The following is a 13,976-nucleotide window of genomic DNA, read 5'->3' as shown; positions in this document are numbered from 1 at the left end:
GGCCGTCGCGCCGACCACACGCACACTCGTGTGGCCTGACGGACCGGTGACGGGCCTCCCGTCGGCGCGCTGACGGCCAGGAGGCCCGGCGCACCCCCGCCACGCGTCCGCGGGCCCGCCAGGTCGTCGCGTCCACTGCTCCAAGCGCGTCGACGCGCGACGCCGTCCAGAGCGCTCCGACGAGTCAGGCGCGGTGCGTCGCGATGAGCGGGCCGAGCCCGTCGGCGCGCTCGGCGGCCCCGGAGAGGCCGGTGGTCTCGAGCCAGTTGCCGACCATGCGGTAGCCGCCCTCGGTCAGGACCGACTCGGGGTGGAACTGCACCCCGTACAGCGGGTGGTCGCGGTGCTGGACACCCATGATGACACCGCCGCCGGTCCGGGCCGTGACGGTGAGCTCGTCGGGCACCGTGCCGTCGACGATCGCGAGGGAGTGGTACCGCGTTGCCGTGAACGGGTGCGGCACTCCGGCGAAGAGCGTGCTGTCGTCGTGGTCGACCTGCGAGGTCTTGCCGTGCATGAGTTCGTCGGCGTGCGTGACCGTGGCGCCGAGGGCTTCTGCGATCGCCTGGTGGCCGAGGCAGACCCCGAGCAGGGGGGTGCCGGACGCGATCGCCGCGTGCACCGTGGGGATCGAGACGCCGGCGTCGGCCGGGGTGCCTGGGCCGGGCGACAGCAGGATGCCGTCGTAGTCGGCGATGCGGTCCGCGATCTCCGACTCGGGGAAGGCGTCGTTGCGCACCACGTCCGTCTCGGCTCCGAGCTGCTGGACGTACCCGTTCAGCGTGTAGACGAAGCTGTCGTAGTTGTCGACGACGAGGATCCTGGTCATGGCGGTTCACCGTACTCGTGGGGGATGTGTGCAGCGGTCTGCGGGCCGATCCACACACGTGGTCACGGTAGGATACCGGCCATGGCCAGTGACAAGGACCGCACCAAGCCCGCCCGGAGGACCCGAGCCGACTCGGTCGACACCGCGGGGGACGCCCCGAACCCGGTGTGGTTCAAGCCGGTCATGTTCGGCTTCATGCTCATCGGCCTCGTCTGGGTGATCGTCTTCTACATTTCGAACGCGACCCTGCCGGTGCCGAGCCTCGGCTCGTGGAACATCCTGGTCGGCTTCGGCATCATGTTCATCGGCTTCCTCATGACCACCCGCTGGCGCTGATCCGCAGCCCCGAGATACTCCGACGCCCGTCGCACCACTTGGTGCGGCGGGCGTTGTCGTTCTCCACAGGACTTGCTGCCGCTCGTCCCCAGATCATCGAGGATCCGGGCGGTTCTCCACACTTCTCCACACTCTCCACATCGTCATCCACACCCCGACCCCGGAGTTATCCACAGCTGAGTCCACAATGGGGATAATCACACGCGTGTAACTCACCGGTTTCTCCACACCTGTGGATAACTCTGCGGACGCCTTGTGGACGGCGGACTGGAGGCCCGTGGCGGCCTGGCACCGTGCCTCCCGTCCGCCGTTCGGTCGCGCCACGAATGTGCGGCTGGCTGCGCCGTCCTGTCTGCGAAAGCGTCAGACCTCGCCGAAAGGTCGGCGGCAGACTGTCGCTTCCGCGGGAGAGCGGCCGCACGACGGGCTGGGCGCAGGGATGTCTCGGAACGACGAACGCCCCGCCGCGGAAGCGACGGGGCGTTCGGTGGACGTGTGTCCGGGTCGGGTCAGCCGATGGTGACCGCGTACCCGACTGCGGTTAGCACGATACCCACCAAGGCGGTGGCGGCGAGCAGGCCGATCTGCAGCGGCCGCTGCCGGACGTTCCGGGTCTTGGCGAACACGAAGCCCACCAGGAAGCCGCCGATGATCCCACCGACGTGCGCCTGCCACGAGATGTTGATCCCCGGGAGGAACCCGACGACCAGGTTGAGCCCCATGATCACGAGGAGCTGCACCGCGTTCTGCCCGAGGCTCCGCTGCAGCACGAAGAACGCCGCGAAGAGCCCGAAGATCGCTCCGGAAGCGCCGACGACGGTCGTTCCGGGAGCGAGGAACGTCACGAGCATCGAGCCGAAGATCCCCGTGATGAAGTACAGCGCGACGAATCGCCAGGTGCCGAGCATGTTCTCGAGCATCCGACCGAAGATCCACAGCGCCCACATGTTGAACAGGATGTGGAAGATCCCCGAGTGCACGAACAGGGAGGTGACGACTCGCCACGGCTGTGTGGGCAAGAGGAACGAGTTGTAGGCCAGCAGGCTGGTGAAGAACCGGCCACTCACCTGGTCCAGCAGCCAGATGGCGACCGTGATCGCCACGATGACGACCGTCGCCTTCTGGTCGAGCATCGCGAAGCGCCGTCGCGCGACCGTCAGCCCACTGGGGGCTCCGGACGCGCGACGGTTCGCTGCGAACTGTGCGCGCTGTTCACGCACGCACTCCGGGCAGTGCACCCCGACTGCCGCCGGCGTCTGGCACTCCGGGCAGATCGTCCGCCCACAGCGCTGGCAGAGCACGAAGCTCTGCCGGTCCGGATGCCGGTAGCAGGTGTTGTTCGGGTTGTACGCCTGGTCGGTCACGTGTGGATCAGACGCCTTCGACGTCGATGCTCTGGATGACCACGTCCTCGACGGGCTTGTCACGGCCGTCGGTGGGGACACCCTCGATGGCGTCGACCACGGCACGCGACTCGTCGTCGGCGACCTCACCGAAGATGGTGTGCTTGCCCTGCAGCCACGGCGTCGCCACCGTGGTGATGAAGAACTGCGAGCCGTTGGTGCCACGCCCGCCCTGGATGCCGGCGTTGGCCATGGCGAAGATGTAGGGGTTCTGGAACGTGAGCTCCGGGGAGATCTCGTCGTCGAAGCGGTACCCCGGGCCGCCGATGCCCTGGCCGAGCGGGTCACCACCCTGGATCATGAAGTCCTTGATGATGCGGTGGAAGACGACGCCGTCGTAGAGCTTGTCGGTGGAGACCTTGCCCGTACCCGGGTGGGTCCACTCCTGCTTGCCCGTGGCGAGGTCGACGAAGTTCTTGACGGTCTTCGGTGCGTGGTTGCCGAACAGGTTGACGCGGATGTCGCCCTTGTTGGTGTGGATCGTTGCGACAGCGGTGTGCAGAGACATGTTCCGATTCTCGCATGTACCGGCTGCGTACGGACCGGACCCACAGGTGAGGCTCCGTGACCTGTCAGGGACTCTGGTGGCAGGATGGGCTCACGCCGATCCGATGGAGGTACCAGATGACGACGATCGAGATCCCGCGCAAGCGTCGGAAGCAGATCAAGAAGCTCAAGGGCCAGACCGCCTCGCTCCTCGGAGAGCAGCGCAAGGTCCTCGAGCACGCGAACGCGATCCTGGCGGAAGCCCGGTCGAACGCAGCCGACGCAGCCCGCAAGGACATCGCCCCTCGTGTGCAGAACGCGATCGACAACGGGATCCGTCCCGCGGTCGCGACCGGAGTCCACGCTGCGACGTCCGCAGCACAGAACGCTTCGCACAAGTTCCAGTCCGAGGTCATCCCCGGACTGGTGTCGACCGCTGGCTCCGTGCTGAGCGTGACCGACCTCGCGAAGGACCCCCGGGTCAAGAAGATCGTGAAAAACGCCCAGAAGAAGGGCAAGAAGGCCAAGAAGGCTGCTGTGAAGTACGTGCCGTCGCAGCAGAAGAAGGGCATCGGCTTCGGTGGTGTCGCACTCATCATCGTCGGCGTCGTCGCCGTTGCTGGTGCTGCGTACGCCGCGTACCAGACGCTCCGCGCCGACGACGACCTGTGGGTTGCCGACGACGCTGACACGGCGGAGAAGCCTGCCGCCTGACCTCCACGGTTCGTACGAAGGGCCCCGGCACTCCGCCGGGGCCCTTCGTCGTTCCCGGGTGCTGGCTGCGACGAGGCCCCGACTGACTGGCCGGCCGGCCGACGCCGAGGTTCCACGACATGCCGCACGCCAGCCGCCGAGGTTCCACGGCCGTCCCCTGGAGCGCCCGAGATGCCGAGATCTCGGAACCTCGGCGCACCGGCACCCGCCCGGACCGAGCACCCACGACGACGCCGCCCGACGACGAACGCACGATGTCGCACGGAGACGGCCATCGCGGAGCGGCCCGTGCCGAAGGCACGAGACCAGCACGGCGAATCGATCCGGCAGAGGAAGGAACGACCGCAGCAGGGTCATCCCGGAGTGGAGTGGAGCCTGGGAGAATCGAACTCCCGACATCCTGCTTGCAAAGCAGGCGCTCTACCAACTGAGCTAAGGCCCCGGGTGCCACCGAGGTGATCGGCGACGGGATGGAATTGTCGTGTGTTCCGAAGAACTGGTGGGGCTACAAGGACTTGAACCTTGGACCTCTTCGTTATCAGCGAAGCGCTCTAACCGCCTGAGCTATAGCCCCTCAGACCGGATGAAAGCCTACCCCACGGATCTCGCAGAACGAAATCGAGCGGTCGGCTCCCCCGGCCCGGGTGTGTCAGTTGTTCGTGAAGCCGACGAGCAAGCCGCCGGTGATGCGAACACTGAGGTTGTAGAGGACGCTCACGATGGCGCCGAGCACGGTGCCGACGACCACGTTGAGGATGCCCACGACGATGGAGAACCCGAGTACCTGACCCAGTGAGAACTGGTCCATGATCGAGTAACTGTTCTGACCGGTGACGTCCTTCAACAAGGCGTCCACCTGCGTGAACACGCCCGTCTGGTTGAGGATGACCCACACCAGCGCCGTGGCGACCACGATCACGATGCTGCCGGCCAGGGCGATGAGGAAGCTGAGCTTCACCATCGACCAGAAGTCGACGTAGACCAACCGCAGCCGCACTTGGCGGGTGCCGACGGGTCGCTTCGCCTTCTTCTGGAGCTTCTCGGCGACACTACTCATTGCTTGACTGGTCCTCTCCGGCCTCGTCCGCGACGGGCTCGGTGTCGATGGGATCAGTGGAGTCCGGGGCCGCTTCGGAAGGGCTGACCGTCTCCACCGGGCCCGCTGGCTCGATCTCGGCGTCGTCCTGGTCGACCAGGTTCCGCTCGGTGTTCTGGGCCACTGCGATGATCTTGTCGTTCGCCGCGAACCTGGCGAAGACGACACCCATGGTGTCGCGACCCTTGGCAGGGACCTCGGCCACGGCAGACCTTACCACCTTGCCCGATTGCAGCACGACGAGCACTTCGTCGTCCTCACCGACGATGAGAGCACCCACAAGGTCGCCTCGGTCGGTCGCCAACTTGGCCACCTTGATGCCGAGACCACCGCGTCCCTGGATGCGGTACTGGTCGACGGCGGTGCGCTTGGCGTACCCGCCCTCGGTCATCACCCAGACGAAGCCGTCGTCCGCCACCACGCGTGCGGCCAGGAGCGAGTCGCCGTCGCGGAAGGACATGCCCTTCACGCCGGAGGTCGACCGACCCATCGGCCGCAGGGTGTCGTTCGTCGCGGTAAAGCGGAGCGACATGCCCTGTCGTGAGACGAGCAGCAGGTCGTCGTGCTCGTCGACGAGCAACGCCTGCCGGAGCTTGTCGCCGTCGCGCAGGTTGATCGCGATGATGCCACCGGTGCGGTTGGTGTCGTACTCGGTGAGCGCGGTCTTCTTCACCAGCCCGTGCTCGGTCGCGAGGACGAGGTACTGCGCGACCTCGTAGTCACGGATGTCGAGCACCTGCTGGATCTGCTCGTCCGGCTGCATCGCGAGCAGGTTCGCCACGTGCTGGCCCTTGGCGTCGCGGCCGGCTTCCTGCAGCTCGTACGCCTTGGCGCGGTAGACCCGGCCCTGGTCGGTGAGGAACAGCAGCCAGTGGTGCGTCGTCGTGACGAAGAAGTGCTCGACGATGTCGTCCGCACGGAGCTGGGCGCCACGGACACCCCGGCCACCGCGGTGCTGCGAGCGGTACTGGTCGCTGCGCGTGCGCTTGACGTACCCACCGCGGGTGATGGTGACGACCATCTCCTCTTCGGGGATGAGGTCTTCCATCGACATGTCGCCGTCGTAGCCGAGCATGATCTCGGTGCGCCGGTCGTCGCCGAAGCGGTCGACGATCTCCTCGAGCTCGTCGCGGATGATCGTGCGCTGCCGGGTCTCCGACGCCAGGATGTCCTGGAAGTCGGCGATCTTGCGCTCGAGTTCTTCGGCCTCGTCGTGGATCTTCTGGCGCTCGAGGGCGGCCAGTCGACGGAGCTGGAGCTCGAGGATCGCGCGCGCCTGGATCTCGTCGACGGACAGCAGGTCCATCAGGCCGGAGCGGGCCTCTTCGACGTCGGGCGACCGACGGATGAGCGCGATGACCTCGTCGAGGGCGTCGAGCGCTGCGAGGTAGCCGCGCAGGATGTGCGCGCGCTTCTCGGCCTCGCGCAGTCGGAACTGGGTGCGGCGGACGATGACGTCGACCTGGTGCGCGACCCACGCCGAGATGAACCCGTCGAGCGGCAGGGTCCGCGGGACACCGTCGACGATCGCGAGCATGTTCGCGCCGAAGTTCTCCTGCAGCTGCGTGTGCTTGTACAGGTTGTTCAGCACGACCTTGGCGACGGCGTCGCGCTTGAGCACGATCACCAGGCGCTGGCCGGTGCGACCCGAGGTCTCGTCGCGGATGTCCGCGACGCCGGCGAGCTTGCCGTCCTTGACCAGGTCGGCGATCTTGATCGCGAGGTTGTCCGGGTTGACCTGGTACGGCAGCTCGGTGACGACGAGGCAGGTGCGACCCTGGATCTCCTCGACGTTGACGACGGCGCGCATCGTGATCGAGCCACGACCGGTGAGGTAGGCGTCCTGGATGCCCTTGGTGCCCAGGATCTGCGCACCGGTCGGGAAGTCCGGCCCCTTGATGCGCTGCATGAGCGCGGCGAGGAGCTCTTCGCGCGTCGCCTCAGGGTTGTCCAGGGCCCACTTCGCGCCCTCGGCCACCTCGCGCAGGTTGTGCGGCGGGATGTTCGTCGCCATGCCGACCGCGATGCCGACCGAGCCGTTGACGAGCAGGTTCGGGAACCGTGCCGGCAGGATCGCGGGCTCCTGGGTCCGACCGTCGTAGTTGTCCTGGAAGTCGACGGTGTCCTCGTCGATGTCCCGGACCATCTCCATGGCGAGCGGCGCCATCTTGGTCTCGGTGTACCGCGGGGCTGCTGCGCCGTCGTTGCCCGGCGAGCCGAAGTTGCCCTGACCGAGTGCGAGCGGGTAGCGCAGCGACCACGGCTGCACCAGACGGACCAGCGCGTCGTAGATCGCCGAGTCGCCGTGCGGGTGGAACTGCCCCATGACGTCGCCGACGACGCGGGAGCACTTCGAGAACGCGCGGTCCGGACGGTAGCCGCCGTCGAACATCGCGTAGATCACGCGGCGGTGCACCGGCTTCAGGCCGTCACGGACCTCGGGCAGCGCACGGCCGACGATGACCGACATCGCGTAGTCGAGGTAGGAACGCTGCATCTCGAGCTGCAGGTCGACCTGCGAGATGCGGTCACCGGAGACGACGATGTCCCCGCTGTCGCCGTGGACGATCTCGGGCTGCTCGTCGGGGGCGTTCTCGTTGTCGTCAGCCATTGGCTTGCGTTACCTTTCTGACGGCCGGGAGGCCGTGGTGACGTTCGTCGCGGTGGACGCGACCACAAGTGGTCCGGACCAGAGCACGCGGCTGGCACCGCGCCTCCAGGCCAGGGTCGAGATGTCGAGTCTGTTCAGATGTCCAAGAAGCGGACGTCCTTGGCGTTCTGCTGGATGAACTGGCGACGTGCGTCGACGTCTTCACCCATCAGCGTCGAGAAGGTGCTGTCCACCGCGGCGGCGTCCTCGAGCGTGACCTGCAGGAGCGTGCGGGTGTCCGGGTTCATCGTGGTGTCCCAGAGCTCCTTGTAGTCCATCTCGCCGAGGCCCTTGTAGCGCTGGATGCCGTTGTCCTTCGGGATCCGCTTGCCGGCGGCGATGCCCGACTGCATCAGGGCGTCGCGCTCCCGGTCGCTGAACACGTACTCGTGCGCCGCGTTCGACCACTTGAGGCGGTACAGCGGCGGCTGCGCGAGGTACACGTAACCGCGCTCGATGAGCGGCCGCATGTAGCGGAACAGCAGGGTCAGCAGCAGCGTGGTGATGTGCTGGCCGTCGACGTCGGCATCGGCCATCAGCACGATCTTGTGGTACCGGGCCTTGTCCGGGTCGAAGTCCTCACCGATGCCGGCGCCGAACGCCGTGATCATCGACTGGATCTCCTGGTTGGCGAGCGCGCGGTCGAGCCGCGCCTTCTCGACGTTCAGGATCTTGCCGCGCAGGGGCAGGATCGCCTGGGTCATCGGGTTGCGGCCCTGCACCGCGGAACCGCCGGCGGAGTCGCCCTCGACCATGAAGATCTCCGACAGGGTCGGGTCCTTCGACTGGCAGTCCTTCAGTTTGCCGGGCATGCCACCCGACTCGAGCAGCCCCTTGCGACGCGTGGTCTCGCGGGCCTTGCGGGCCGCGAGCCGCGCCTGCGACGCCTGGATCGCCTTGCGGACGACGTCGCGGGCCTGGGTCGGGTTGCTCTCGAACCAGTGGGTGAGCTCGGCGCCGACGACGCGCTGCACGAAGCCCTTCGCCTCGGTGTTGCCGAGCTTCGTCTTCGTCTGGCCCTCGAACTGCGGCTCGCCGAGCTTCACGGAGATGACGGCCGTCAACCCTTCACGGATGTCGTCACCCGTCAGGTTGTCGTCCTTCTCCTTGATGATCTTCGTCTCGCGCGCGTACTTGTTCACCAGGTACGTCAGCGCCGCGCGGAAGCCCTCTTCGTGGGTGCCGCCCTCGTGCGTGTTGATCGTGTTCGCGAAGGTGTGGACGCTCTCCTGGTACGAGGTGTTCCACTGCATCGCGACCTCGAGCGCGATCTTGCGCTCGGTGTCCTCGGACTCGAAGCCGATGACGTCCGGGTGGACGAGGTCGGCCTTCTTCTGCGCGTTGATGTACTCGACGTAGTCGGCGAGACCGCGCTCGTACATGAAGGAGTCGTTCCGCGCCTCTTCCCCTTCTTCCGGGGTGCGCTCGTCGCGCAGGTTGATCCGCAGGCCCTTGTTGAGGAAGGCCATCTGCTGGAACCGGGTGCGCAGGGTCTCGTAGTCGAAGACGACGGTCTCGAAGATCTCGGCGTTCGGCCAGAAGGTGATCGTGGTGCCGTGCTCGTTGGACGGTTCGTCCTTGGTCAGCGGTGCGACCGGGACGCCGTCGGTGTAGCTCTGGCGCCAGACGTGGCCCTGCTGTCGGACCTCGACGTCGAGCTCGGAGCTCAGCGCGTTCACGACGGAGGAACCGACACCGTGCAGACCACCGGACACCGCGTACGCGCCGCCGCCGAACTTGCCGCCGGCGTGCAGGACGGTCAGGACGACCTGGACGGTCGAGACGCCTTCGGCCGCGTGGATGCCGACCGGGATGCCACGGCCGTTGTCGACCACGCGGACACCGCCGTCTTCACGGATGGTGACGTCGATGGTGTCGCAGTACCCGGCGAGGGCTTCGTCGACGGAGTTGTCGACGATCTCCTGGACCAGGTGGTGCAGACCGCGGGGCCCCGTCGAACCGATGTACATACCGGGACGCTTGCGGACCGCCTCGAGCCCCTCGAGCACCTGAATCTGGTCTGCTCCGTAGGACGGTTCGCTCTGCGGGGTCTCCGCATCGAGCGGGTTCTGCGGGTCGTCTTCAGATTCTGATGCCATGTCGAGCGTGCTCCTGCCTGCGCGCGGAACGCCCGCGCACTGCACCTCCCAGTCTACCGCAGAGGCCCCTCTTTCGAGGGCTCATCCGGCCCACAGGCGGGCTTTTTTGGCACCACAGGATGATTTCGTCGGCTCAACCGTAGGTGTCGCGAGGACCGCGCCCCTGGACCGTCCTGGGGCCGCGTTTCCAGGTGGGGACGTCCGGCCCCGAAACCCGGATCGACTCGACCCCGGCTTCCGGGTGCCGCTCGGCGATGGTCGTCGTGACGCTGGCCCGCATGAGACGGAGCTGCGTCGCCCAGGCCGTCGAGTCACACCGGATGACCAGCGCACCGTCGTCGATGGTGACCGGGGTGGAGTGCTTTGCGAGTTCCTCACCGACGACGCTCGGCCAGTCCACGAACAGCTCCGAGCGGGCCAGGGGTTCGGTCCACCCGAGCTCGTTGGCCAGGGATCCGACGACGTCGCCGAGCCCTCGGGGTTCACGACCGCGGCCATAGGGGACGGTGTCGGCGTCGAACTCGCGGGAACGACGGCGGCGGGCGTCGACCCCGCGCTTCGAGGGGTCGCCGAAGACGGCACGGAGGTGCCGGTACAGCCGCGACGGCTCGGTCGGCTTCCACGGGCGGGGCATCAGGCGTCGGCTTCCGGCGGGGTCGCGTCGGTCACGATCGTGCCCGCCTCGATCCGCACCGTGTGCGCGGCCAGCTGGGAGGGGACGTCGCCGAACACCGCGGCCGTGATGAGGACCTGCTCGTAGTCGGCCACCGCGTTCCCGAGGCGTTCGCGCCGGGATTCGTCGAGTTCGGCGAACACGTCGTCGAGGATGATGATCGGGTCACCGAGGTTCGACTCCGCCCGCAGGATCGACGCGCTCGCCAGCTGGATCGCGAGCGCGAAGGACCAGGACTCCCCGTGACTGGCGTACCCGCGGGCAGGTAACCCGTTGAGCTGGAACAGGATGTCGTCCCGGTGCGGCCCGACGAGGGTCAACCCGCGGTCGAGCTCGTCGCGACGACGCCGCTCGAGGGCAGCTGCGAACGCCTCGGCTGCAGCGGTCACGCTCACCGGCTCGTCGGGGGTGCCGAGGACCGGGTCCGTCGCAGCGGCGGCCTCCGGGTCACCGCCACGGATCGAGAGCACACCGGCGATCGAGGCATCGTGGTCCTCGCCCGCGACGGTGGCGTACGCCTCGGCGACGAACGGTGCGAGCCGGCGGGTCAGGTGGTCGCGCGCGGCGACGATCTCGGCACCGAGTCCGACGAGGCGGTCGTCCCAGACGTCGAGCGTCGACAGCGCGTTGGCCTTGGCGCCGGTGGCACGGGCCGACTTGAGCAGGGTGTTCCGCTGGCGGAGCGTGCGGTCGTAGTCGGCCAGGACCCCCTGCATCCGCGGCGCGATCTGGCCGAGCAGTTCGTCGAGCATGCGTCGGCGACCGGCCGGTTCGCCACGGACCACGGCGAGGTCCTCGGGAGCGAAGAGGACGGAGGTGCAGTAGCGCGGGAGTTCACGCGGCTTGATCGCCGACCGGTTCACCTGCGCACGGTTCGCTCCGGTGCGGTTGATCTGCACCTCGGCGAGGATGCTGCGATCTTCGTGTGCCAGTCGGGCCCGGACGATCGCCGCGTCGCAACCCTGGCGGACGAGCGCGGCATCCGTCGGGACCCGGTGCGAACCGAGCGTCGACAGGTACCCGATCGCCTCGACCAGGTTGGTCTTGCCCTGCCCGTTCCGCCCGACGAACAGGTTCGGCCCGCGTGCGAGGTCGACGTCCGCCTCCCGGTAGTTCCGGAAGTCGGTGAGTTGGAGATGGTCGACGTGCACGCGGGCCGAGTCCGGGTTTCCCCGGGTGGTCCTAGGACTTCTTGACGGCGTGACCGCCGAACTGGTTGCGGAGCGCCGCGACGGCCTTCATCGTCGGGGACGCGCTGCCCTGACGCGAGACGAAGCGCGCGAAGATCGACGCCGACAGCGCCGGCATCGGAACGGCGAGCTCGATGCCCTCTTCCAGCGTCCAGCGTCCCTCGCCCGAGTCCTCGACGTAGCCCTCGAGCTCGTCGAGCTTCGGGTCTTCGTTCAGGGCCAGGACCATGAGGTCGAGCAGCCAGGAACGGACGACCGTTCCGCGCTGCCACCCGGCGAACACGGCGGGGACGTCGGTGATCAGGTCCTTGGCCTCGAGGAGCTCGTAGCCCTCGCCGTAGGCCTGCATGATCGCGTACTCGATGCCGTTGTGGACCATCTTGGCGTAGTGCCCCGCGCCGATCGGACCGGCGTGCGAGAAGCCCTCTTCGCGGGGGCCCTCGGGGCGCAGTGCGTCGAAGACCGGCATGGCGAACTCGACGTCCTTGACGTCACCGCCGACCATGAGGCCGTAGCCGTTGTCCTTGCCCCACACGCCGCCGGAGACACCGGCGTCCATGTAGCGGATGCCGCGTGCACCGAGCTGCTCGGCGTGCGTGGTGTCGTCGAGCCACTTCGAGTTGCCACCGTCGATGACGAGGTCGCCCTCGTTCAGGACGCCGGCGAGCTCGGTGATGACGTCGTCGGTGATCTTGCCGTGCGGCACCATCACCCAGACGAGTCGCTGACCCTCGGGCAGAGCGCCCGCCAGGTCTGCGAGGCTCGCGACGTCGGAGACGGCGGGGTTCGCGTCGTAACCGGTGACCTCGATCCCTGCGTTGCGGAGACGGGCACGCATGTTGTTGCCCATGCGACCAAGGCCGACAAGACCGATGTGCATGATTTCCTCTTCTGTTTCGTCGTCGCGCTGCGTCCGCGGGTGGTGCGTCAGCGCAGTGTTCCTGTTGCGCCTATCGCAGCAGCAGGTTGGGCTGCAGCAGGTACCGGTATCCATCGGTCGCAGCAGCCTCTTGCGAAGTCTGGCCGGTGATCAGCACCGGGCCCGGCTTGTTGGGGTTCTCCGTCTTGGTGAAGGAGATGCGGACGAACTCGGAGTGCACCGCGTTCAGTCCGTCGAGGAGGAAGGCGGGCTTCAGCGAGACCACCGTTTCCTCTCCGGTCAGCAACGCACTGATCGACTCTGACGCCTGCGCTTGTTCGGATCCGATCGCCTCGAGCGTGAGCCCGTCGACCGTGAAGGAGAACCGGAGCGCTGCTTCGCGCTCCAGGACGAGTGAGACCCGTCGGACGGCTTCGACCAGTTCCGCGGTGTTGATCACCGCGTGGTCGTTGACGTTCTCGGGGAAGAGCCGGCGGACCGGCGGGTAGTTGCCCTTGATGAGCAGGGAGGTGACCGTCTTGTCGTCGGCGTGGAACGCGATGAGCTCGCGGTCCGAGTTGCCGCTGATCGAGACGGAGACGGTGGACGCAGACCCGAAGGTGCGACCGACCTCCTGCAGGGTGCGGGCGGGGACGAGGGCGTGCAGCGGGTCCGAGCCGACGCGGCCGGAGTCCCACGCGATGGTGCGGACGGCCACGCGGTACCGGTCCGTGGCGATGAGCGACAGGTCGTTGTCACCGACCTCGAGCTGGACACCGGTGATGACGGGGGTGACGTCGTCGCGGCTCGCGGCGACGGCGACCTGCGACACGGCCTCGGAGAAGGCATCGCCGGGGATGACACCGGTCTGCGGACCGATCTCGGGCAGCGTCGGGTACTCCTCGACCGGCATGGACAGCAGCGTGAAGTGCGCCGATCCGCAGGAGACCGAGATCTTGGAGTCCTCGGTCGTGAAGGTCACCGGGGCGTTCGGCAGTCGGCTCGCGATGTCGTTCAGCAGGCGACCGCTGACCAGGACCGTGCCCGGGTCGTCGATCTGCGCTGAGATGGACGTCTGCGCCGAGACCTCGTAGTCGAACGACGAGAGCGTCAAACGATCGCCGTCGGCGTGGATCAGGACGCCCGACAGGATCGGGAGGGTCGTGCGCTGTGGGAGGAGTTTCACCGCGAAGGAGACGGCTTCGGAGAAGACGTCCCGGTTGACCTCGAACTTCACAGCTGGAACCCCTGTCGATCGGCTTGGACTGTCCGGCCGCCCCATTCTGGCACAGGCGGACGTGGGCCGGATTTCTTGTCATCCCGCCGTCCACAAGGTTGTCCCGCGGAGATGGATCGTTAACCAGGAGTAATGGTGTTAACGCCTGTGCACACTGTGGATAACCCTGTGCATGCCGCTCGGCCGTAGGGAACTACACCGTTGTGACTTGTGGGCGGGCTGTGGGCGACGTCGGGATGAATGAATCTCATCTATCCACTTCCATCCCCAGTTTCCACAGGTGGCCCCCTCGCTGTGAACAACCGGGCGGCGTGTCCTCCACAGTTATCCACAGGCTATCCACACTGTGAGAACTCCGGCCCATGGAACCGTCTCAGATGGTGGACGCGCCCGGAGACGTACCG

12 protein-coding genes and 2 tRNA genes are annotated in these 13,976 nt (G+C 67.2%); 2 read left to right on the top strand and 12 right to left on the bottom strand.

Going from position 1 to position 13,976, the window contains the following annotated elements:
* Positions 1 to 184: 184 nt before the first annotated feature.
* A complete protein-coding gene (locus ACIPV1_RS17595; protein ID WP_402726932.1) occupies positions 185 to 829 on the bottom strand; it encodes an anthranilate synthase component II in 645 nt (214 codons plus the stop codon).
* 81 nt (positions 830 to 910) lie between these two features.
* On the opposite strand from ACIPV1_RS17595, the gene ACIPV1_RS17590 reads away from it, so the two are divergent.
* Positions 911 to 1,165 carry a cell division protein CrgA gene (locus ACIPV1_RS17590; protein ID WP_123292935.1) on the top strand — a complete coding sequence of 85 codons (255 nt, stop codon included), beginning with the start codon at positions 911 to 913 and terminating at the stop codon, positions 1,163 to 1,165.
* 509 nt (positions 1,166 to 1,674) lie between these two features.
* On the opposite strand, the gene ACIPV1_RS17585 is transcribed toward ACIPV1_RS17590, so the two are convergent.
* Together ACIPV1_RS17585 and ACIPV1_RS17580 are read right to left on the bottom strand one after the other, a co-directional pair.
* A complete protein-coding gene (locus ACIPV1_RS17585; RefSeq protein ID WP_402726931.1) occupies positions 1,675 to 2,529 on the bottom strand; it encodes a rhomboid family intramembrane serine protease in 855 nt (284 codons plus the stop codon).
* Between the two features lie 7 nt (positions 2,530 to 2,536).
* Positions 2,537 to 3,076: a peptidylprolyl isomerase gene (locus ACIPV1_RS17580; protein WP_111083688.1), complete on the bottom strand. Its 540-nt coding sequence runs from the start codon at positions 3,074 to 3,076 to the stop codon at positions 2,537 to 2,539.
* 116 nt (positions 3,077 to 3,192) lie between these two features.
* On the opposite strand from ACIPV1_RS17580, the gene ACIPV1_RS17575 reads away from it, so the two are divergent.
* Positions 3,193 to 3,768: a hypothetical protein gene (locus ACIPV1_RS17575; protein ID WP_111083687.1), complete on the top strand. Its 576-nt coding sequence runs from the start codon at positions 3,193 to 3,195 to the stop codon at positions 3,766 to 3,768.
* A gap of 369 nt (positions 3,769 to 4,137) precedes the next feature.
* Here ACIPV1_RS17575 and ACIPV1_RS17570 read toward each other — a convergent pair.
* From ACIPV1_RS17570 to dnaN, 9 genes are all read right to left on the bottom strand, one after another.
* Positions 4,138 to 4,210, bottom strand: a tRNA-Ala gene (locus ACIPV1_RS17570).
* A 55-nt stretch (positions 4,211 to 4,265) separates the two neighbouring features.
* Positions 4,266 to 4,342: transfer RNA gene (locus ACIPV1_RS17565), tRNA-Ile, on the bottom strand.
* Between the two features lie 75 nt (positions 4,343 to 4,417).
* Positions 4,418 to 4,825, bottom strand: coding sequence for a DUF3566 domain-containing protein (locus tag ACIPV1_RS17560; RefSeq protein ID WP_027466922.1), 408 nt, complete (start codon positions 4,823 to 4,825; stop codon positions 4,418 to 4,420).
* Complete coding sequence (gyrA, locus tag ACIPV1_RS17555) at positions 4,818 to 7,475, bottom strand: DNA gyrase subunit A (protein WP_216834274.1); 2,658 nt, start codon at positions 7,473 to 7,475, stop codon at positions 4,818 to 4,820. The genes ACIPV1_RS17560 and gyrA overlap by 8 nt, the downstream gene beginning before the upstream one ends.
* 134 nt (positions 7,476 to 7,609) lie before the next feature.
* On the bottom strand, positions 7,610 to 9,613 hold the full coding sequence (gene gyrB, locus ACIPV1_RS17550; protein WP_402726930.1) for a DNA topoisomerase (ATP-hydrolyzing) subunit B: 2,004 nt from the start codon (positions 9,611 to 9,613) through the stop codon (positions 7,610 to 7,612).
* Positions 9,614 to 9,746: 133 nt separating this feature from the next.
* On the bottom strand, positions 9,747 to 10,247 hold the full coding sequence (locus ACIPV1_RS17545) for a DUF721 domain-containing protein (RefSeq protein ID WP_111083686.1): 501 nt from the start codon (positions 10,245 to 10,247) through the stop codon (positions 9,747 to 9,749).
* On the bottom strand, positions 10,247 to 11,437 hold the full coding sequence (recF, locus tag ACIPV1_RS17540; RefSeq protein ID WP_402726929.1) for a DNA replication/repair protein RecF: 1,191 nt from the start codon (positions 11,435 to 11,437) through the stop codon (positions 10,247 to 10,249). The genes ACIPV1_RS17545 and recF overlap by 1 nt, the downstream gene beginning before the upstream one ends.
* Positions 11,438 to 11,468: 31 nt before the next feature.
* Complete coding sequence (gnd, locus tag ACIPV1_RS17535; protein WP_123292939.1) at positions 11,469 to 12,356, bottom strand: phosphogluconate dehydrogenase (NAD(+)-dependent, decarboxylating); 888 nt, start codon at positions 12,354 to 12,356, stop codon at positions 11,469 to 11,471.
* A 70-nt stretch (positions 12,357 to 12,426) separates the two neighbouring features.
* On the bottom strand, positions 12,427 to 13,572 hold the full coding sequence (gene dnaN, locus ACIPV1_RS17530) for a DNA polymerase III subunit beta (protein ID WP_111083683.1): 1,146 nt from the start codon (positions 13,570 to 13,572) through the stop codon (positions 12,427 to 12,429).
* Between the last annotated feature and the right edge of the window lie 404 nt (positions 13,573 to 13,976).

This window comes from Curtobacterium sp. NPDC089991 (assembly GCF_044748425.1).
In the GTDB taxonomy this organism is placed as follows: Bacteria; Actinomycetota; Actinomycetes; order Actinomycetales; family Microbacteriaceae; genus Curtobacterium.
This window is presented reverse-complemented; position numbering and strand designations above follow the sequence as displayed.

Excerpts from the sequence above, each read along its gene's own strand:
- gyrB (WP_402726930.1), bottom strand. The coding sequence starts at position 9,613 with ATGGCATCAGAATCTGAAGACGACCCGCAGAACCCGCTCGATGCGGAG.
- ACIPV1_RS17590 (WP_123292935.1), top strand. The coding sequence starts at position 911 with ATGGCCAGTGACAAGGACCGCACCAAGCCCGCCCGGAGGACCCGAGCC.
- gyrA (WP_216834274.1), bottom strand. The coding sequence starts at position 7,475 with ATGGCTGACGACAACGAGAACGCCCCCGACGAGCAGCCCGAGATCGTC.
- ACIPV1_RS17560 (WP_027466922.1), bottom strand. The coding sequence starts at position 4,825 with ATGAGTAGTGTCGCCGAGAAGCTCCAGAAGAAGGCGAAGCGACCCGTC.
- ACIPV1_RS17575 (WP_111083687.1), top strand. The coding sequence starts at position 3,193 with ATGACGACGATCGAGATCCCGCGCAAGCGTCGGAAGCAGATCAAGAAG.
- gnd (WP_123292939.1), bottom strand. The coding sequence starts at position 12,356 with ATGCACATCGGTCTTGTCGGCCTTGGTCGCATGGGCAACAACATGCGT.
- ACIPV1_RS17580 (WP_111083688.1), bottom strand. The coding sequence starts at position 3,076 with ATGTCTCTGCACACCGCTGTCGCAACGATCCACACCAACAAGGGCGAC.
- ACIPV1_RS17595 (WP_402726932.1), bottom strand. The coding sequence starts at position 829 with ATGACCAGGATCCTCGTCGTCGACAACTACGACAGCTTCGTCTACACG.
- ACIPV1_RS17545 (WP_111083686.1), bottom strand. The coding sequence starts at position 10,247 with ATGCCCCGCCCGTGGAAGCCGACCGAGCCGTCGCGGCTGTACCGGCAC.